The organism is Falsirhodobacter deserti (genome assembly GCF_004015795.1).
Lineage (GTDB): Bacteria > Pseudomonadota > Alphaproteobacteria > Rhodobacterales > Rhodobacteraceae > Falsirhodobacter > Falsirhodobacter deserti.
This window is the reverse complement of the sequence record NZ_ML137218.1, coordinates 886,725-904,809: the sequence shown is the minus strand read 5'-3', so window position 1 is coordinate 904,809 and position 18,085 is coordinate 886,725. Positions and strand designations below refer to the sequence as shown.

At 58.7% G+C, this 18,085-nt stretch carries 18 protein-coding genes and 1 pseudogene; 11 read left to right on the top strand and 8 right to left on the bottom strand.

Annotation, left to right across the window (positions count from 1 at the left end; genetic code table 11):
- The first annotated feature begins 52 nt into the window (after positions 1 to 52).
- The 3 genes from JX25_RS04585 to JX25_RS04575 all read left to right on the top strand — a co-directional run bounded on the left by JX25_RS04585 (position 53) and on the right by JX25_RS04575 (position 1,767).
- Positions 53 to 640 (top strand): Hint domain-containing protein, encoded by a 588-nt coding sequence (locus tag JX25_RS04585; protein ID WP_164876054.1) that lies wholly within the window; start codon positions 53 to 55, stop codon positions 638 to 640.
- A gap of 66 nt (positions 641 to 706) precedes the next feature.
- On the top strand, positions 707 to 1,357 hold the full coding sequence (locus JX25_RS04580; RefSeq protein WP_128253899.1) for a protein-L-isoaspartate O-methyltransferase family protein: 651 nt from the start codon (positions 707 to 709) through the stop codon (positions 1,355 to 1,357).
- Between the two features lie 47 nt (positions 1,358 to 1,404).
- Positions 1,405 to 1,767: a hypothetical protein gene (locus JX25_RS04575; RefSeq protein ID WP_128253898.1), complete on the top strand. Its 363-nt coding sequence runs from the start codon at positions 1,405 to 1,407 to the stop codon at positions 1,765 to 1,767.
- A gap of 49 nt (positions 1,768 to 1,816) precedes the next feature.
- Here JX25_RS04575 and JX25_RS04570 read toward each other — a convergent pair whose 3' ends face one another.
- Complete coding sequence (locus JX25_RS04570; RefSeq protein ID WP_128253897.1) at positions 1,817 to 2,143, bottom strand: DUF6280 family protein; 327 nt, start codon at positions 2,141 to 2,143, stop codon at positions 1,817 to 1,819.
- Between the two features lie 315 nt (positions 2,144 to 2,458).
- On the opposite strand from JX25_RS04570, the gene JX25_RS04565 reads away from it, so the two are divergent.
- The 6 genes from JX25_RS04565 (at position 2,459) to JX25_RS04540 (ending at position 8,051) form a co-directional block, all read left to right on the top strand.
- The gene (locus JX25_RS04565) at positions 2,459 to 3,643 is read left to right on the top strand and encodes an ABC transporter substrate-binding protein (RefSeq protein WP_128253896.1); all 1,185 of its coding nucleotides are present in this window, start codon (positions 2,459 to 2,461) and stop codon (positions 3,641 to 3,643) included.
- 105 nt (positions 3,644 to 3,748) lie between these two features.
- A complete protein-coding gene (locus tag JX25_RS04560; protein WP_128253895.1) occupies positions 3,749 to 4,528 on the top strand; it encodes an ABC transporter ATP-binding protein in 780 nt (259 codons plus the stop codon).
- Entirely contained in the window at positions 4,521 to 5,231 is a 711-nt protein-coding gene (locus JX25_RS04555) for an ABC transporter ATP-binding protein (RefSeq protein WP_128253894.1), read from the top strand. The genes JX25_RS04560 and JX25_RS04555 overlap by 8 nt, the downstream gene beginning before the upstream one ends.
- A gap of 1 nt (position 5,232) precedes the next feature.
- Complete coding sequence (locus JX25_RS04550; RefSeq protein WP_128253893.1) at positions 5,233 to 6,243, top strand: branched-chain amino acid ABC transporter permease; 1,011 nt, start codon at positions 5,233 to 5,235, stop codon at positions 6,241 to 6,243.
- Positions 6,240 to 7,526, top strand: coding sequence for a branched-chain amino acid ABC transporter permease (locus tag JX25_RS04545; protein ID WP_128253892.1), 1,287 nt, complete (start codon positions 6,240 to 6,242; stop codon positions 7,524 to 7,526). Before JX25_RS04550 ends, JX25_RS04545 begins: the two co-directional genes overlap by 4 nt.
- 117 nt (positions 7,527 to 7,643) lie before the next feature.
- On the top strand, positions 7,644 to 8,051 hold the full coding sequence (locus JX25_RS04540; RefSeq protein ID WP_241557850.1) for a pore-forming ESAT-6 family protein: 408 nt from the start codon (positions 7,644 to 7,646) through the stop codon (positions 8,049 to 8,051).
- Positions 8,052 to 8,086: 35 nt separating this feature from the next.
- On the opposite strand, the gene JX25_RS14945 is transcribed toward JX25_RS04540, so the two are convergent.
- Complete coding sequence (locus tag JX25_RS14945) at positions 8,087 to 8,224, bottom strand: hypothetical protein (RefSeq protein ID WP_206611517.1); 138 nt, start codon at positions 8,222 to 8,224, stop codon at positions 8,087 to 8,089.
- 737 nt (positions 8,225 to 8,961) lie between these two features.
- On the opposite strand from JX25_RS14945, the gene JX25_RS04535 reads away from it, so the two are divergent.
- Together JX25_RS04535 and JX25_RS04530 are read left to right on the top strand one after the other, a co-directional pair.
- Entirely contained in the window at positions 8,962 to 10,251 is a 1,290-nt protein-coding gene (locus JX25_RS04535; RefSeq protein ID WP_164876052.1) for an AAA family ATPase, read from the top strand.
- Positions 10,252 to 10,354: 103 nt separating this feature from the next.
- On the top strand, positions 10,355 to 11,077 hold the full coding sequence (locus tag JX25_RS04530) for a hypothetical protein (protein ID WP_128253890.1): 723 nt from the start codon (positions 10,355 to 10,357) through the stop codon (positions 11,075 to 11,077).
- A gap of 255 nt (positions 11,078 to 11,332) precedes the next feature.
- Here JX25_RS04530 and JX25_RS15055 read toward each other — a convergent pair whose 3' ends face one another.
- From JX25_RS15055 to istA, 6 genes and pseudogenes are all read right to left on the bottom strand, one after another.
- Complete coding sequence (locus tag JX25_RS15055; protein WP_241557849.1) at positions 11,333 to 11,659, bottom strand: hypothetical protein; 327 nt, start codon at positions 11,657 to 11,659, stop codon at positions 11,333 to 11,335.
- Positions 11,660 to 11,783: 124 nt separating this feature from the next.
- Positions 11,784 to 12,392: pseudogene (locus JX25_RS15335) on the bottom strand (MobA/MobL family protein); the annotation flags it as partial.
- 325 nt (positions 12,393 to 12,717) lie between these two features.
- Positions 12,718 to 13,854 carry an AAA family ATPase gene (locus JX25_RS04520; protein ID WP_128253888.1) on the bottom strand — a complete coding sequence of 379 codons (1,137 nt, stop codon included), beginning with the start codon at positions 13,852 to 13,854 and terminating at the stop codon, positions 12,718 to 12,720.
- Positions 13,855 to 14,035: 181 nt separating this feature from the next.
- Positions 14,036 to 15,634: a site-specific integrase gene (locus JX25_RS04515; RefSeq protein WP_128253887.1), complete on the bottom strand. Its 1,599-nt coding sequence runs from the start codon at positions 15,632 to 15,634 to the stop codon at positions 14,036 to 14,038.
- A 220-nt stretch (positions 15,635 to 15,854) separates the two neighbouring features.
- A complete protein-coding gene (istB, locus tag JX25_RS04510; RefSeq protein ID WP_128253886.1) occupies positions 15,855 to 16,583 on the bottom strand; it encodes an IS21-like element helper ATPase IstB in 729 nt (242 codons plus the stop codon).
- Entirely contained in the window at positions 16,516 to 18,081 is a 1,566-nt protein-coding gene (gene istA / locus JX25_RS04505) for an IS21 family transposase (protein WP_128253885.1), read from the bottom strand. The genes istB and istA overlap by 68 nt, the downstream gene beginning before the upstream one ends.
- Between the last annotated feature and the right edge of the window lie 4 nt (positions 18,082 to 18,085).

Sequence of the window (18,085 nt, the reverse complement as noted above, 5' to 3'; positions counted from 1 at the left end):
CTTTGCCGTTGCGCTGCTCCAGTCTTGGCAGCATCGAAGCCCACGAATGCTTATGACCCATCCCGTGCGCGATCTGCCCCCTTTGCCCGCCTATGTCAGCCGTGGCACGCTGGTGGATACCTATCACGGCCCTCTTCCGGTTGAAGATCTGGTCGAAGATGACATGGTCATGACGAAGGATGACGGATTCCAGCCCGTCCGCTGGATTGGCAGCATTCGTGTTGAAGGAAAGGGCCGCCTTGCCCCCGTTCGCATCGCACCCGGGGCGCTGGGCAACAACCGCAGCCTGATCGTTTCACAGCACCATATGATCCTGCTGAACGACTGGCGTGCGGAATTGCTTTTCGGCGAACGGGAGGTGCTTGCCCCTGCCCGCGCCCTGGTGAACGAGGAAACAATCTGGATCCAGGAAGGCGGCGTCATCGACTACTACGCGCTGCTGTTCGCGCGCCACCAGATCATCTATACCGAAGAAGCGTTTACGGGCAGCTTTCACCCCGACAGCCCCGGATGTGACGCCATGGGCGAAGTGTTGCTGGGCCAGATGCGCGCCGCCCTTCCGCCCGAAGGGTATGGGAACAGTGCGCGGCTGGTCCTGAAACCGTTCGAAGTCCGCGCCCTTCGCAACCATCGCGACTGACCGATTGCCGCCTGCGGCGCCATGTGTCAGAACGGCATGACAGATAACAGACGCGCGAGTCCTGCAATGACTGACTTCTCCGCCCGGCGCACGATCATGGTTGATAGCCAGATCCGGCCGTCCGATGTCACGAAATACGCGATTATCGATGCGATGCTCAACGTGCCGCGGGAAGTTTACGTGCCGGAAAACCTGCGCGAAGCCGCCTATCTTGGGGAAAACCTGCCGCTGGCCCAAGGCCGGGTGCTGCTGGACCCGCGCAGCTTTGCCAAGCTGGTCGATGCGCTGGACATCCAGCCTGACGAGCTGGTGCTGGATATCGGAACGGCACTTGGATATTCCTCGGCCGTCCTGGCACGGCTGGCCGATGCCGTGATCGCGGTGGAGGAACCCGAACTGGCAGCCGAGGCTGAAAATCGCCTGATCCAAAGCGGCGTGGACAATGCTGTCGTGGTGGCCGGCCCGCTGACCGAAGGCGCGGCAAAGCATGGCCCTTATGACGTCATCATGATCCAGGGTGCGGTGGAACAGGTTCCGCAGTCCCTGACGGATCAGCTGAAGGAAGGCGGCCGCATCGCTGCCCTGTTCATGGAACGCAATCTCGGTGTCGCCCGCATCGGTTATCGCGTCGACGGAGAGATCAACTGGCGGCCAGTCTTCAACGCCTCGGCGCCCGTGATGCCGGGATTTGCAGTGGCCCGCAACTTCGCGTTGTAAAGCGGACGCGCTGCGCTTAACCTTTAACCGTTAAAGCGGAGGCAATGATGTCAGATCGTCCGGTTGAGCCACAGATCTCGGATATTCTCGCCTCCATCCGGCAAGTGACAGCCGAAACGCCGGTCGCCGCGGCGGGGCCGCTGATCCTGACACAGGCGCAGCGGGTTCCTGCGGAACATGACAGCAGCCCTGGCACAGGCACGGCTGTGGCAGATGCCGCCCCCCCGCTGACGGGCGAGGTGCATGACCGCATGGCCCCCATCGACGAAGACGTCTTGCAGGAGCTGGTGCGGGAATTGCTGACAGAGGAGCTTCAGGGCCAGGTTGGCGAACGCATGACGCGCAACATCCGCAAGATGATCCGCGCTGAGATCAATCAGGCGCTGGCAGAACAACGGCTTCTGAAATAAAAACGCCCCGGCCCAGGGCCGAGGCGATACTTCCGGGAAAACCAAAAGCTCAGGCAGCTTCTGCCTGGTCCAGTTCCAGCGCGTTGCGGCGCTCGCTTTCCTCGCGCGACAGGGCAACCGAAGTGCGCACACCCTTGCCGACAAATTCCATCAGACCCTTCACCACGCGTTCGTTCGGGTCGATGCCGGCGCAGGACAGCACTTCGCGGCCATCGCGCGAACGGGCCCAACGGGCGATCTGATCGGGTCCGTTGCCGTATTTCTTGTCATCCGCGATCGCATCATCAAGCGCGGCGAGCACCACGGCGGCAAAAAGCTTCCGAGCGCGCTGACCCTGCTCGAAGTTGAAAGCACTGCTATCGACGAAATCAGCCATCGGTTTTCCTGTTCTTGCTCTTGCGATTTTGGCGTCCGCTGGGGATAAACCGAACAGTCCCGTGTGAGGACTACGGATTTGGAACTCCCGACATGCATATCTTGCATGGCGATCTTTCCGTCACACATGATCTGGTCGGACAGGCGCCCGTGTTACAGCGCCGGATATAAGGGATGCAAGCCTTCGATCAACCCGGGGGGCCTGTTTTATTCACTTATCCTTTACATTTCGTTCCGTGGCCCAAGGCCTGCAGTTATGCTTTCCTTTCGCGGAATGGCCTCTTACGGTTCTTTCACAACACGGAGGGAGTGTCTTATGAAACGGATCCTGCTTGCCACAGTCGCAAGTGCCGCGCTGGCCGGAACGGCTGGTGCCGAAGATGTGAAGCTGGGGGTGATCTTCGGCTTCACCGGACCGCTGGAATCCATCACGCCGACGATGGCCGAGAGCGCGGAACTTGCAATGTCCGAGGTGGCGGCGTCGGGCGCTTTCCTTGGCGGTTCGACCGTAACGCCGGTGCGGGCCGATTCGACCTGCGTCGATGCCACGGCTGCCACCGCCGCGGCGGAACGTCTGGTCAGCGCCGAAGGCGTGAAGGCCATCATCGGGGCCGATTGTTCGGGCGTGACCAGCGCCATCCTGCAGAACGTCTCGCGCCCCAACGGCATCGTGCAGATCTCGCCCTCCTCCACCTCCCCCGGTCTTAGCCAGGTGGAGGATGACGGCCTGTTCTTCCGCACCGCGCCTTCGGATGCACGGCAGGGTCAGGTGATGGCCGACATCATCAGCGAACGCGGGATCACGTCCGCCGCTGTCACCTATACCAACAACGACTATGGTAACGGGCTTGCCAACAGCTTCGCCGAAGCCTTCCGCGCAAAGGGCGGCGAGGTGACGATGCAGGCCGCCCATGATGACGGCAAGGCGGACTACTCGGCCGAGATCGCAGCCCTGTCTTCGGCGGGGGGCGAGATACTGGTCGTGGCGGGTTACGTCGATCAGGGTGGCCGCGGCATTGTTCAGGGGGCGCTGGACACCGGCGCGTTCGATACGTTCTTCTTCCCTGACGGGATGTATGGCGACACGCTCCTGAACGCTTTCGGCAGCGATCTTGAAGGGTCTTTCGGCGATCTGCCGGCGGCCGAGGGTGACAATGCCGCACTGTTCCAGCAGATCGCAAGTGATGCCGGCTTTGACGGCACCTCCAGTTATGCCGGCGAAAGCTATGACGCGGCAGCGCTGGTGCTGCTGGCGATGCAGGCAGCCGGATCGTCGGACCCTGCGCAGTTCAAGGACCGGATGTTCGACGTGGCCAACGCGCCGGGCGAACAGATCCACCCCGGGGAGCTTGATAAAGCCCTGCGCCTGCTGTCCGAAGGGCAGGACATCGATTACGTCGGCGCAACCGGCGTCGAACTGATCGAACCTGGTGAAAGCCAGGGCACGTTCCGCGAATACAACATCGTGGACGGTGCGTATGAAACTATCGGTTTCCGTTAGGATCAGCTAAGAAACCATGACGTGGCCCGGCAGCATTGCCGGGCCACTTCGATTTTTTGGCAACGCCGTGCGGGCCCCGACGGGCAACGGCATCCGGGGAAAGACATGCTGACCGTCGAAAACCTTCACAGGTATTTCGGCTCGTTCCGTGCCGTCAACGGTGCGTCGCTGACGATCGAGAAAGGCTCGATCACGGGCCTGATCGGGCCGAACGGGGCGGGAAAATCCACTTTGTTCAACGTGATCGCCGGCCGGCTTGCGCCGACATCGGGACGGGTGACGATGGATGGGCAGGACATCACCGGCCTGCCCCCGCACGAGCTGTTCCACCGCGGCCTGCTGCGCACCTTCCAGATCGCACACGAGTTCGGGTCCATGACGGTGCGCGAGAACCTGATGATGGTGCCCGCCCGTCAGGCAGGTGAATCACTGGTGAACACATGGTTCCGCCGCGGGGCCATCCGCGCCGAGGAACGGGCGCTGCGCGAAAAGGCCGACGAGGTTCTGGACTTCCTGACCATCAGCCACATCGCCGACGAAAAGGCCTCCAACATCTCGGGCGGGCAGAAGAAGCTGGTGGAGCTTGGCCGCACCATGATGGTGGACGCCAAGATCGTCTTTCTGGACGAGGTGGGCGCCGGCGTGAACCGCACGCTGCTGAACACGATCGGCGACGCCATCACGCGTCTGAACCGCGAACGCGGCTATACCTTCTGCGTGATCGAACATGATATGGATTTCATCGGCCGCCTTTGTGATCCCGTGATCGTCATGGCCGCGGGCGAGGTTCTGGCCCACGGTTCCGCCGATCAGATCATGCAGAACGAAGCCGTGATCGAGGCCTATCTCGGCACTGGCCTGAAGAACAAGGTTGCCCATGTCTGACCCCTTCCTGATTGGTGATTCCATGACCGGCGGCTATGGTGCCGCCAACATCCTGAACGGCTGCACAATAGCCGTGGAAAAGGGCGAGATCGCCGTCATCGTCGGGCCGAACGGCGCGGGCAAATCCACGGCCATGAAGGCGGTGTTCGGCATGCTGGGCCTGCGCGGCGGCCAGATCAGGCTTGAGGGGGAGGACATCACCACCCTGAACCCGCAGGACCGCGTGGCCAAGGGCATGGCCTTCGTGCCGCAGACGCACAACATTTTCGGTTCGATGTCCGTGCAGGAAAACCTTGAAATGGGGGCATTCCTGCGCCGTGACGATTTCCGCCCCACGATCGATATGGTGTACGATCTGTTCCCCATCCTGCGCGACAAGCGCCACCAGCCAGCGGGGGAGCTTTCGGGCGGCCAGCGCCAGCAGGTGGCCGTGGGCCGCGCCCTGATGACGCAGCCGAAGGTGCTGATGCTGGACGAACCCACCGCGGGCGTATCCCCCATCGTGATGGACGAATTGTTCGACCGCATCATCGAGATTGCCCGCACCGGCATTTCGATTCTGATGGTCGAACAGAACGCGCGGCAGGCGCTGATGATCGCCCACAAGGGATACGTCCTTGTACAGGGCACAAACCGTTTCACCGGCACCGGGGCCGAGCTTATGGCCGATCCCGAAGTGCGCCGGACTTTTCTTGGTGGCTGACATGGATCTTCTCAACGCGCTTGTCGCCTTTGCCAACTTCGTGTTCGTTCCCGCCGTCGCCTATGGTGCGCAGCTGGCGCTTGGTGCGCTTGGGGTGACGCTGATCTATGGCATCCTGCGTTTTTCGAACTTCGCCCATGGTGACACGATGGCCTTCGGGGCCATGTGCACCATCCTTGTGACATGGGGGCTGCAAAGCTGGGGCATCAGCGCCGGCCCCCTGCCCACTGCCCTTCTGGCCCTGCCTGTGGGCATTGCGGTGACGGCGCTGTTCCTGATGGCGACAGATCGCGCGGTGTATCGCTTTTACCGCAAAACGCGGGCTGCGCCGGTAATCCTGACCATGGCCTCGCTTGGTGTGATGTTCGTGATGAACGGCATCGTGCGCTTCATCATCGGGGTGGAGGATATCAACTTCGCCGACGGCGCCCGCTTTTTGATCGGCGCGCGGGAATTCCGCGAGGCGACGGGACTGGACGAGGGGCTTGCCATCCGCTCCACCCAAGCGATCACGGTGGTTGTCGCGGCCGTTGCCATGGCGCTGCTATTCTGGTTCCTGAACCGTACCCGCACCGGAAAATCGATGCGCGCCTTCGCCGACAACGAGGATCTGGCCCTGCTGTCCGGCATCAATCCCGGACGCGTGGTCATGGTCACGTGGCTGATCGTGGCAGCGCTGGCAACAACGGCGGGCGTGCTTTACGGACTGGATAAAAGCTTCAAAGCCTTCACCTACTTCCAGTTGCTGCTGCCGATCTTTGCATCGGCAGTCGTGGGCGGCCTTGGAAGCCCCATCGGTGCGGTCGCAGGCGGTTTTGTCATCGCCTTCTCCGAGGTGGGGGTGACCTATGCCTGGAAGAAGGTCGCCGGCTATGTCATGCCGGAAAACCTTCAGCCGGACGGCCTGGCCCAGCTTCTTTCGACGGATTACAAGATCGCCGTCAGCTTTGCGATCCTTGTTCTTGTGCTTCTGTTCCGGCCCACGGGCCTGTTCCGGGGGAAATCGGTATGATGCGGAATGCTCTTCTGTTTGCGCTGATGGCGGCACTGTTTGTCTTCACCGGCCTGACGCAAAGCTGGAACGTGGCGCTGACCATCCTGAACATGGGCGTCATTTCGGCCATCATGGCTTTGGGCGTTAATATGCAGTGGGGCTATGCCGGCCTGTTCAACATCGGCGTCATGGGCTTTGCGGCGCTTGGCGGCCTTGCCGTGGTGCTGGTGGCCACCCCGCCGGTCGAGGGCGCGATGGCCGCCGGCGGTTGGCGCATCCTTGGCGCGCTGGCGGTGGGCGTTGCCGCGCTGGTGGCGGCATCCCTTGTGTGGCGCCGCCTGCCCCGCTTCCGGATGCTGGCCGTTCTTTCGATCATCGTGGCCGGATTCTTCATTTTCCGCGGCATCTTTGATCCGGGCGTGGCGGCGGTCGAAGCGATCAATCCCACCATTCAGGGCAACCTTGGCGGCTTTGGCCTGCCCGTGCTGCTGGCATGGCCCGCAGGCGGCATTCTGGCGGCGCTGGCGGCATGGGCGATCGGCAAGACGGCACTCGGCCTCCGCTCGGACTACCTCGCAATCGCGACGCTTGGCATCGCCGAGATTACGCTGGCCATCCTGCGCAACGAAGAATGGCTGTCGCGCGGCGTGAAGAACGTGATCGGCCTGCCCCGCCCCGTTCCCTACGAGGTGGACCTGCAGCGCAGCACTGCCTTCGTTGACTGGGCAACCGGCTTTGGCTTCGATCCTGCCGCCGCCTCGTCCATTGTGGTGAAGCTGTGCTATCTGGGGCTGTTCGCGGTCGTTCTGGCGCTGGTGATGCTGCTGGCCGAACTGGCGCTGCATTCGCCTTGGGGCCGAATGATGCGCGCCATTCGCGATAACGAGGTTGCCGCCGGTGCGATGGGCAAGAACGTAAAGGCCCGTCACCTGCAGATCTTCATCATCGGATCGGCGGTGATCGGCATTGCAGGGGCGATGATGACGACGCTGGACAGCCAGCTGACGCCCTCGGCCTATCAGCCGCTGCGCTTCACCTTCCTGATCTGGGTGATGGTCATCGTCGGCGGCTCTGGCAACAACTGGGGCGCGATGCTGGGCGGCTTCCTGATCTGGTGGCTGTGGGTGATGGTGGAGCCGATGGGCGCATCGCTGCTTCACACCTTGACGGCGCCGCTGCCCGATGGCTGGGCCAAGGCCCATCTGCTGGACGGGGCCGCACATATGCGCCTGCTGACGATGGGGATCATCCTGCTTCTGGTGTTGCGATTCAGCCCGAGGGGTCTGATCCCGGGGCGGTAACGCAGGTTTCCGCCTGCCCCTCCGCGACTTGTTGCCGACCTTCGCCGCCCCCGGTTTACGCCGCGGGCGGCGCTTCATAGCGTAGAGGGGCGAAATGCAAATTACGGGAGCAATTACGTGAAAGCACGCATCCTCGCGGCCGCCTTGGTCGCCACGCCGCTGATGTCCGGCCTTGCCATGGCACAGGACCAGGCCGCACCGGCAGCGCCGCAGATGAGCATGGAAGACGCCTATGCTGCCGCCCAGAACCAGCTTGGGGTTCTGGAATACTGCCAAACCGTCGGAAAAGTGGACAACAGCGTCATCGAAACGCAGAACCGCCTTCTGGGCCTGATTCCCGCCCCCGATGATACCGCCCCCGCGATGGAGGCCTATTCCAAGGGCAAGGACGGAACCGTCTCGTCCATGGGCCAGGAAGTTACGCTTGCCGAGGTTGCGGAGAGCCGCTCCACCAGCGAGGCAGAGCTTTGCAGCCAGATGGCGCAACTTGTGGCACAGGCCGGCAGCCAGATCCCGCAGGGCTGACCCTGATTACGCCGCGGACTGTGTCCTGCGGCGTTTCACTCGTCCTTGTCGTTCCGCGGAAAGAAAATCGCCCGGATCACGACGAAGGCGCCAAAAGCTGCCACGAAGCAGCAGATGATTCCGATGACCCAGAAGCCATAGAACGACACATAGCTCATCATCTCTTCTGACATCGCGGTTTACCTTCCTGATACGGCGGCAGGCTACCTTTTCGCTGCGGCAAGGTAAATGCAACGCTCGGGCGACGGATCGGATAAACTTTTATGCATCAGCTCGTTGCCTTGCCGTGTCAGCGTTCCATATTCACGGCCAGAGTGACAGGCAATGTAATCGTTATCAGTTCTGGGCCCGCCCGCTTTTCCAGCCTGTCACTCGGACATCCCCCAAACATCAAAGCCCTTGTGATCGTATGAGAAGAACATACGAAAGAAGCCGTGATCTACGGCTTGCAGAGAACTGTAATTTAGATCGGGGGATTAGTGTCTGCCAACAAGCTTTGTTTTGTTGGCTCCGGCGGTAGGGCTCGGAGCCAGTACAAACAGCGTTGACCGCGTTAACGAATCCTCAGGCAGCCGGTACACGATACCGATTTGTGTAACGAAAAGTGCTTGTTCTTGTGCCGTCACGCAAGGCCAAAATCAGCGCAACATCGATGCACGTCCAAGGCGCTACGCATGAAGCGGATCCCCTACAGGACCACCTGTATCCATCGCTTCGAATGGCTGTCCAGGAGTAGCGTAAGGCTGCGCAGGGATCCCGCGCCGGACGCAAAAGCCGTTAGCGTCCGCCGGTAGCCACCGAGCAGGTCCCACCCTACCGCCACCTTTAAGCAGCGACTTGTCAAAAGGAGAGATACCGCATCTTATGCTCGGGGATATATTTATGGCGATGGATCGAGGGGCCGCTGAAGTTGAATTATATAGATACTGTAGAAATAGAAGGATTCTGGGGTAGCAGGAAAGTTTCTCTAAAGCTCAAGGACGATTTGAACTTCCTAATTGGGCCCAATGGGAGCGGGAAAACTACTATTATTAATCTAATTTCCGCGGTCCTTCGTTCCGATATTGCTACACTTTATTCAATTCAGTTCGATAAGGTGTCGATCAAGCTGAAAACCATTGGAGCCAACAAGAAGCCAATAATCGAGGTGGTGAAAACCACAGACCCAGAGATGGGAAGCTTGGACATAAAATACACTGTTAAAGAAAGCTCTGGGGATAAAGGGCAAACATTCGGAGTGGAGGGGCCACACGACGCACGGCTGTACCGGGATCACCGTTACGTCAACGCTCGGTATCGCCAGAGCGTTGAGGTGGGTGAGCGCCTAAGCTCGATCCTTTCCAAATTTGTGGAAGTCAACTGGCTGTCTATCAACCGTGCTACCTCTGAGATGGATCCACGACGGAAGGATGAGGGGCATCAGTCCCCAGTTGACCAGAAAGTCTACGAGATTTCCCAAGCGTTCTCCCGATACTTCTCTTTGCTAACTTCACGTGCTGAAGTAGAAAGTAAAAATTTTCAGGAGCACGTATTTCTGTCGCTGCTTGAGCAGAACCATACCGGGGGTGATGTATTCAAGCAGGCTTCTTTAGAGCAGGAAGACCGATCAACTGTCATCGATGTTCTAAAAGGCCTTGGGGTGACTAATTCCAAAGCATCCAGAAGCGTTAACGGTCACTATTCAAGGGTTCAGAGCGCTAAAAAGTCATACGAGCAGACCTCCAAGCTTAATCTTGATGAAGCAATAACCCTCTCTGATGCTCACCGTGTAAGTGAGATGATCAAAGAATGGCGCACTCTGCAAGACAAGCGTCAACTGATATTTGAGCCGAGGATAAAGTTTGAGAGTATTATCAATTCTCTACTAAGTGGAAAAGAGCTGCATTTCGATCAGCGAAATGTTCCGAAAGTGCACTTGGCGTCGGAGCAAGCTGTGGACATCAAGGTGCTGTCTTCGGGCGAGAAGCAGCTGTTTATTCTCTTAGGCGAGGCGCTACTTCAAGAGGGGAGGCCTGTCGTATTCATATCTGACGAGCCAGAGCTTTCGCTTCATGTCAAGTGGCAGAGCTCCCTTTTCAAGCACGTTCGGAGCCTCAACCGTTCTTGCCAAATCATATCTGCAACACACTCGCCCGACATCGTCGGCATGTTTCAAGATAAAGTTATTAAAATAGAGAGTTGCATTTCTAATGTTCGTTAGGACGGATCTTGGACTGGGGAGTGAGCACCTATTTCATGACGCGGACCTCGTTATTTACTGCGAAGGTGCGCCAGTTGATGGAGAAGGATCTTCTTTCGATGAGATGTTCTGGAGCAAGATATTTTCTGATCATGGAAAATCTGTCGTTTGCAAGAGCTTAGGGAGTAAGACAGTTCTGAGGCCTCTTGCGGAGCGAGTCATTTCAGAGAACTTGTCTCATGTTTTGGTAGCTATGGACCGCGATTATGAAGGTCTTCGGGGAAGCCTGCTTCATGACAGTCGGGTGCTCTACACCTATGGATATAGTTGGGAATCTGACGTATTCATGGATTTCTCATTTGATCACGCGCTCGCGCTTTTTGCGACGGTGGCTCAGAAAAGAAAATTCTATGAAGATTATAAAGCCTTTCTTGAAAAGCAGTCACGTGTTTTAAAAAGGTTGACTGCGTTGGATTTGAAGTACATTGGGCACAATGAGGCTCTTTTTGACCGTGAGAAGCCTCTCGCTATCATCAATGCTTCGGGGAGCAGCGAGCCTTTTATAAAGGTCGACGCGATATTGGCTAAGGCGAAGGCAATCGGAAAGTTCCAAACCTGCAGCATCCCTGAAGCAATATACAGGGCATTGGTAGGCCTGCATTGTTTCTATGGAAAGGTAGTGTCTCGGCTAATTTTTCATTGGTTTGTTTTCAGGACCAAGAAGATTCCGTCGTGCCGGAAAACCAGCTTCGACACTTTCGCGGCAATGGCGATCAGTTCTCTTGATGTTACGAACGCACAGGCTGATCGTAATGCTTATTATTCCAGGTTAGTAGCGAGTGTTTGATAAAGAAGGGCAGCATTTAGAGGACAGGAGTCGTGGGAGGAAAATAAGCTTATATCGGGCGACCAACTGAGTGGCCAAAAGTGGTCCATTATCCGAAGGTCTGCAGCTAAGCGTTCTACGGCTATCGGGTGTGCTGCCGATCTGGCTGCAAGACCCGCTTGGGCTGCATTGAGTTCACCGCAACCCCAGTTGGAATGGGAGTAAGAAGCTTCTCTTCCCCGTTCACAAGCCATGCCCGGAGTGTGTCTCGGAGCATCACCAGTTCGCGATAGACACGCCGAATGCCGCCGCCGCTCCGAGCGCGTAGAGGTGAACCAAACGGAGGCGGGCCCACCTGTATTGGCTGCCTGGCTGTGAAGGGGGGAGAGTGGCAGTCTCTTTCTTGGGTTGCGGCTGGCTTTCTTCCAACATCTTGATCTGTGCCTGTATGCTCCTCAAGCGCCGTCCATGGTCTTGCATTTGGATCATTACGTCCGCCAGAGCTGCAACGGCGCGCTCCGTCATAGCGGCTGCCATCTGCGAGTTCTTCTCGGCGGATTTCATTGTGCCCTCCCAATCCATGCCGCTCTTCGGTTGTTCCATCTCTCATGCTCCTCTTGTAGCTGTTGATTTCTCGGATGATCTGGTTGGCTTCGGCACGGCTGTGGCCCGCATCCACGCCACTCCACTGCGGCTTGATCTTTGGCCGCAATCCCTTTTCGGACATAGCGCGGCTTCTTGCCCCTTCGTGAATCTGCGGCAGGCGCTCCAATCCTTGGGCCGCGTATGACAGAGGGCTGATCATGCACTCAGGGCCATAGCCCCACGAGATCAGCATTCTATTGTGAACTTCTCCCCACAGGGCAGCCTTCTGTTCAATTGCGCCCTTCCGGGCCATTCCAATGGTGCTTTGTGGACGCCCACGGCTACCTGTCTTCCTGAACACGTCGAAGACAACGATATGCACATGTGGATTTCGCAGATCGTTGCCACGCTTGTCGTGAATGGCGGCTATGTACCCCGCCGTTCCTTGCGTTAGCTTTTCACAATATTCGGTCACAAGAAGTTCACGCTGCTTGGGCGTTGCTTCAATAGGGAGAGCAATAATGAATCGCTCGCCTACTCGACCTTTGCGCTTCTCCGCCTCTCGCTCGGCTATCTCAGATACCTGAGCGTCAGTCGATGCTGAGAGACGCCTGCGAATGATCGTTTGGGCTGCTTGAGGGCGTGATATATAATTCAGATGAGCAATGGTTTGTCCATGCCTCGCCGCCCGATTGGCGGAGGCTTTGGGAGAGAACGTCTTGACCGAATGCCGAAATGAAAAAATAGCCATTTGAATTTTGAGAGATGGGACAAAATGTATATTTTGTCCGTTGTGCGCCTTCGCAATCTACTTAGGAACTATCATGGAATCCCCGCAAGAAAAATCGCTTCTCAGAGTTATTACTTTTACCTCACTTCACTCTCGAGCGTTTCGATTGTCAGGCTACTCCCTTGAACAGATTACGATCGTGCAGGCCTACGATATCGCGAATCAGCTCGTTCGACGCTACGAAGAGTTATTTGAGGAGATAATGAAAGCGGCGCCACCGAGAAAAACGGAGGCGCCGCTTGGATCAACTAAGGGCAGCGGACAATAGGATGTTCCTTAGGGACGATCAAGCTGCCTGATGATGCGCTGCGGGCGGAGTAGATTCGCGGAGACGATACTGTCCTCCCTCCGCGACCTCGAGCGTGCCGTCATTTGCTAATGATGCGAGAACCCTGCGCACCGCTTTCTGCATGGTATCTGTCTTCTGGCCCTCGAACATGCCGATGACGTGGTCGTATATATCAGTTGGCGCAAAGACACGGCCCCGGTTTTTGGAATTGAGCGCTTCGATCACTCGCAGGATGCCCGTGGTTCGGGCGTCGGTGGCTTTGGGTGCACCATAAGCGTCCGACCCACTTGCAAGCAGCGCCGGAGTAGGAACGATGGGACGGGCAATCGGCACAGTGATGACCTCGCCATCTTCATCTTTGCCAACCGCATAAGGCGAGATTTCGAAGAATACCGGCTTCCCTTTTGGCATCGAGCGTTGCTTCTCTTGGATCATTCTCACGAACGATCCGCCGGTGTCTCCATCTGCTCGCTCGAGCATTAGAAGCGTGTCCACGTTGCCATGCATGGCGCTGGATCCGCGTGGGCGCGAACGGTCACTCGTTCCAGTGTGGTGGACGATCATGACATGAGCTCCCGTTTGTTGAGTGAGAGCGCGCGCGTTGCTGACAACGCGAGACATGTCACGGGCGGAGTTCTCGTCGCCTTCGCCAATGCACAAGTTCAGCGTATCGTAGACAATCAGAAGCTGCTCGGATGTCACCTCGCGACGGAACCGCATCGTTTCTGCGCGGAAGGTGGCCATCTCGTTGTCGTCGCTTAGGTTGACCGGTGACTCGAAGATATGGAACTCCGCGAGTTCGGAGTTCGTGTTTTGCCAGAAGCCATAGGCGCGCTCCGCTATCCCGTGAGGGTCTTCGGCCGCTACGTAGAGCACTGCGGTTCTCTTAGTACGCAGCCCTCCCACTGACTTTCCGAGCGACACGTGTGCCGCTATACATGCCAAGACGGATGACTTTCCGATGTTCGGAGGTCCAGCAAGCATGCTGACCTGCGAAGCCAACAGAAGCTTCTTTATGATGTACGGGCGGCTTCTCTCGATCTCGAAGTCGGGTGCGCGCAGGAGCGGTCTATCGAGGAACTGCACTTGCTTGGGCGACAAAGTTTTTGCTTGCGTCATTTCTTTACCTTTCATCTGACGGACCTATCGGTCAGTCCGGAGATGGGTCTCCTTTTGGAGGACAGAAAAAGTTTGACTGAGTTTGTTTCAGGTGGAGAGCGGACGGACGGACCGCCCCTATAGGGGGCGTCCGTCCGTCCGCCTGTTGTATCCGAAGAAGGTCGCTTGTTGTGTAGGCGGTGTCATAGGCGCCTTATTAGGAAGCCAGCCGGAGGCCCACCGACGAAACGAGCCTCGGACCGCCTGACCCCGTTGCAGGGCCGCAGAAACGTTGGGTGATAGCGCGCAGGTCATGACTCTGCATCTCGATATACTGCTTCAGTGTCGTGAGCGGAAAGCCGTCTGGTAGGTAGTTCGTCACACCCACGTCATCGTTGCGATGTCCCATCAAGTAACGACGGGCTGTGTCCGGAACGGCGAGCGCGATGCAATGACTATGGAAGGTCGTTCTGAGGGCATGCAGATCGCGACGTTCTTCATACGCCCCTCTGGTTTTCCGGTAGTAGGTGAAGGACTTCGTGAAGTTCGCGGTGAAGGACAGCTTTTTGGTTTTCGCGCGGTTCACTTTGTCGAATATCCGAACTTTTCCGCGGCGGTGGTGCAGATCAACAAGCTCCAGAAAACCGAGGCCGATTAGCTGGCTGTGAAGCGGAACCATACGGCGAGCGTTATTGCTTTTTGTGCTTTGCCCGGTGCCTCGTTCAATCTCGAAATAATGAACGCCCTCATCGCACCGAATGTTTTTCGGTTTCAGCTGAAGAATTTCCTCACTTCGGAGGCCGTGGAACCGTGCGATGATCGGCACCCAGTAGAGAGGGTCATCAATCTCGGTTCGACTCGAGGTCCACGTGTCGGTCTTTAACAAGCTCTCAAAGTCGCTACTGGTCCACAGGACCCGCTTTGTCTCTGGCTGTCCTTTACGCAGCTCAGTGATCGCAGCCTCCCCCAGCACGTAAGGCTTATAGGGGTTATGCGACAATAGGCCCATTTGCACGGCATGGTCGAGTGGAGCGCACAGGTACTTCTGGTGTCGTTGAAAGGTGCGAGGCGCTATGCGCTTGATGCAGGCATCACGCCGCAGCTCTTCCGCTTCGTCTTCTGTCAGATTCTGGTGACCTATCGCCTTCTCGGCGGCGGCTTTCTGGCGCTCCTCCTCCGCCTCAGCTCGCTCGATGAATTCAATACAGCTCAGATGTCGTAATTTTTGCGACCGGCCATGATTGTTGGGGAGGCGGCGCAACGTATCGTTGAAGTGCACCCAATCGTCGCCTGTTGCCTTCACGATTTTCTTGTCGCCAAGCAGGTCTCGGACAAGTTTACGTGTGGAAAGAATGGTATCAGAGTCTTTCCTAAACCGCGCGGCCTTTCCAGCGTCTTCCGTGGTATATGCGCCGCTCCGAATGACGCCCCGAGACATTTCGTCGAACCATATGTCCCATAGTTCGAGAATGGTCGGGTCGCTACCATCGGAGCAGCATGCCGGAACCCCGTGAGCAGCATCCACGGTGATCGCCACTCCCTCACCTTCATAAAAGGCAGCAGGTTGTGGCGCTTTGGACCTTGCCGTGGCGGGCATCTCTGCTGGGGAGGAGGTCGTAGCCGTCTCACCAGGATCGGCATTAAGGCCTCGATTTTGTTCAGCGACGCACTGTCGGTGACGGTGAGCGTCGTATTGAAGAGGTCCCACTGGGCTTGGGTAGGCAAGTGCTTGGGCGAGATAAGGCTGTGGCTCGGAGAAATGTCCACGGGCACGGTGTTCCTTTTCTTCACTCACTTCGATCATGAGGCGGATCATCTTATCCGCGAGAACGGCATGATCTTCTGAGCACTCATCGATCTCAATACCAAGCTTCTGAGCGACGTCTCGGATCGCAGGGAAGGCAGAATGTCAATCGGCCTCCAAAAGGAACCCCCTATCGGCGTGCAAAAGGGACCCCATTGGGGTGTGGTAGCTGGCCCGATGCGGCGTAGCTTCCATATCGCGCAGCCGTGTCGGGCCAGCGGGTCACCGGGTGTCACGCACGGGTCTTGAAGCGCCAGCTTTCGTTGCCGGTCTCGACGATGTCGCAATGGTGGGTGATACGATCGAGCAGTGCGGTTGTCATCTTTGCGTCGCCGAAGACGGCGGGCCATTCCCCGAAGGCGAGATTGGTGGTCACGATGATCGAGGTTCGCTCGTAGAGGCGACTGACGAGGTGGAACAGGAGCTGGCCGCCGGTCTGGGCAAAAGGAAGGTAGCCGAGTTCATCGAGGACGAGGAAGTCGAGCCGACCGAGGATGTCGGCGGTGTGGCCTTGTCGATCATCGCGGGCCTCGGCATCGAGCTTGTTGACGAGGTCGACGACATTGAAGAAGCGGCCACGGGCGCCGTTGCGGATACAGGCGCGGACGATGCTGACGGCGAGATGGGTCTTGCCGGTTCCGGTGCCGCCGATCAGCACCACGTTGCGCTGCTGCTCGAGGAAGTCGCCTGAGGTGAGGTCCCGGACCAAGGTCTCGTTGACCGGCGTGCCCTCGAACTGGAACTCGTCAATCTCCTTGGCCAGCGGCAGCTTCGCCACCGTCATCTGATACCTGATTGAGCGGGCCCGCTTCTCGCTGATCTCGGCCTGGAGCAGGTCACCGATCACCCGTTGGGGTTCGTGCTGGCGCTTCACCGCAGTGGTGAGGATCTCGTCATAGGCAGCCTTCATGCCGTAGAGCTTGAGTTGGCCCATCGTGTCGAGGATCTGCGATCTTTGCATGGTCGGTGCTCCTGAGGGTATCGTATCGGGCGCAGTCGGCGACGGGTTCGTGGGCCAGCTTCAGCGCTTCCGGGGTGGCGATCGGTGCGGGCGGCTTGGGTTCGCGGCGGCGGGCGAGGATGTTGAGAATGACATCGGCGGAATGGACACCTTCGCCGAGCGCTTCGGTGCAGGCAGCTTCGACGGCGTCCGTACCGTCGCTCAGCAAGGCGGCGAGAATCTCGACCATCTGGCGATCCCCGCCCGGGATCCGTTCCAGTTTCCGCCGGACACGGCGCATGGCGGGCGGCAAATCCCAGTCCTTGAACGGTGCCCCGTTCCGTAGTGCGCCGGGCTTGCGCGCAAGCACAGGGAGGTAGTGCAGCGGGTCGTAGACGGCATGATCCCGTCCGAAGGCGCGGGCATGTCTGCCGACCACCTGACCATCCTGCCAGAACTCGACCCGATCAGCGTAGGCGCGGATCTCGACCGGGCGCCCGACGGCGCGGGCGTCCACCGAGTAGCGGTTACGGTCGAACCGCACGAGGCAGGTCTTGGAGACCGAGGCGGGCACGGCATGGAAGCCGTCGAAAGGGCCGACATAGGGCACCAGGCGCGGACGCTCGGCCTCGAAGACCTCCCAGGTAGTCTTGTCCCGGATCTCGGTATGGGGATTGGCCTTTGCCCAGGCGATGCAGCGGTCCTGAAGCCAGGCGTTGAGTTCGGCATAGCTCCTGAACTTCGGCCTGGGCACGAAGAACCGCCGCCGGATCACCCCGACCTGGTTCTCGACCTGGCCCTTCTCCCAGCCGGAGGCCGGGGTGCAGGCGACTGGTTCGAAGAGGTAGTGCCCGCTCATCTGCTGGAACCGGCGGTTGTAGGCCCGGTTCTTACCGACGAAGATCGTGTCCACCGCGGTCTTCATGTTGTCGTAGATGCCCCGTGTGCAGGTGCCGCCGAAGAAGGCGAACGCCTTGTCGTGGGCGTCGAACACCATCTCCCGGGTCTCGCGGGGATAGGCTCGGACGAAGACCATCCTGCTGTGGCACAGCCGGACGTGGGCCACCTTGATCGTGGTGGTCACCCCGTCGATGATCGCGACCTCGTGGCTCCAGTCGAACTGGAAGGCTTCCCCGGGATCGAAGCTGAGCGGCACGTAGGCTGCGGCGGAGGCCTCGGCCTCCGATTGCGACCAGCTCGCGGCGTAGCGCCGGACAGCATCATAGCCGCCTTCGTAGCCCAGGGCCCGGAGCTCCTCGAAGATCCGGATGCGGGTCAGACGCTCACGCTTCGGACGACGGGCATTCTCGACGAGCAGGCGGTCAAGTTCATCGCGCCACGGCCCGATCTTCGGCTGGGGCTGCACGGTGCGCTCGTAGCTGAACTCGGTGGCCCCGGAGCGGATTACCTTCCGGACCGTCTTCCGCGACACGCCCAACTCGCGGCAGATCTCCTTGATTGGCTTGCCATCCTGAAAATGCCAACGCCGGATCTTCGCGATCGTCTCCACAACCAACATCCCA

Bases quoted from the DNA above. Each gene is read 5' to 3' on its own strand.
- istB (WP_128253886.1), bottom strand. From the start codon at position 16,583: ATGCAAAGATCGCAGATCCTCGACACGATGGGCCAACTCAAGCTCTAC.
- JX25_RS04530 (WP_128253890.1), top strand. From the start codon at position 10,355: ATGTTCTGGAGCAAGATATTTTCTGATCATGGAAAATCTGTCGTTTGC.
- JX25_RS04550 (WP_128253893.1), top strand. From the start codon at position 5,233: ATGGATCTTCTCAACGCGCTTGTCGCCTTTGCCAACTTCGTGTTCGTT.
- JX25_RS04515 (WP_128253887.1), bottom strand. From the start codon at position 15,634: ATGATCCGCCTCATGATCGAAGTGAGTGAAGAAAAGGAACACCGTGCC.
- JX25_RS15055 (WP_241557849.1), bottom strand. From the start codon at position 11,659: ATGGAACAACCGAAGAGCGGCATGGATTGGGAGGGCACAATGAAATCC.
- JX25_RS04585 (WP_164876054.1), top strand. From the start codon at position 53: ATGACCCATCCCGTGCGCGATCTGCCCCCTTTGCCCGCCTATGTCAGC.
- JX25_RS04560 (WP_128253895.1), top strand. From the start codon at position 3,749: ATGCTGACCGTCGAAAACCTTCACAGGTATTTCGGCTCGTTCCGTGCC.
- JX25_RS04575 (WP_128253898.1), top strand. From the start codon at position 1,405: ATGTCAGATCGTCCGGTTGAGCCACAGATCTCGGATATTCTCGCCTCC.
- JX25_RS04555 (WP_128253894.1), top strand. From the start codon at position 4,521: ATGTCTGACCCCTTCCTGATTGGTGATTCCATGACCGGCGGCTATGGT.
- istA (WP_128253885.1), bottom strand. From the start codon at position 18,081: ATGTTGGTTGTGGAGACGATCGCGAAGATCCGGCGTTGGCATTTTCAG.
- JX25_RS04580 (WP_128253899.1), top strand. From the start codon at position 707: ATGACTGACTTCTCCGCCCGGCGCACGATCATGGTTGATAGCCAGATC.
- JX25_RS04520 (WP_128253888.1), bottom strand. From the start codon at position 13,854: ATGAAAGGTAAAGAAATGACGCAAGCAAAAACTTTGTCGCCCAAGCAA.
- JX25_RS04570 (WP_128253897.1), bottom strand. From the start codon at position 2,143: ATGGCTGATTTCGTCGATAGCAGTGCTTTCAACTTCGAGCAGGGTCAG.
- JX25_RS14945 (WP_206611517.1), bottom strand. From the start codon at position 8,224: ATGTCAGAAGAGATGATGAGCTATGTGTCGTTCTATGGCTTCTGGGTC.
- JX25_RS04545 (WP_128253892.1), top strand. From the start codon at position 6,240: ATGATGCGGAATGCTCTTCTGTTTGCGCTGATGGCGGCACTGTTTGTC.
- JX25_RS04565 (WP_128253896.1), top strand. From the start codon at position 2,459: ATGAAACGGATCCTGCTTGCCACAGTCGCAAGTGCCGCGCTGGCCGGA.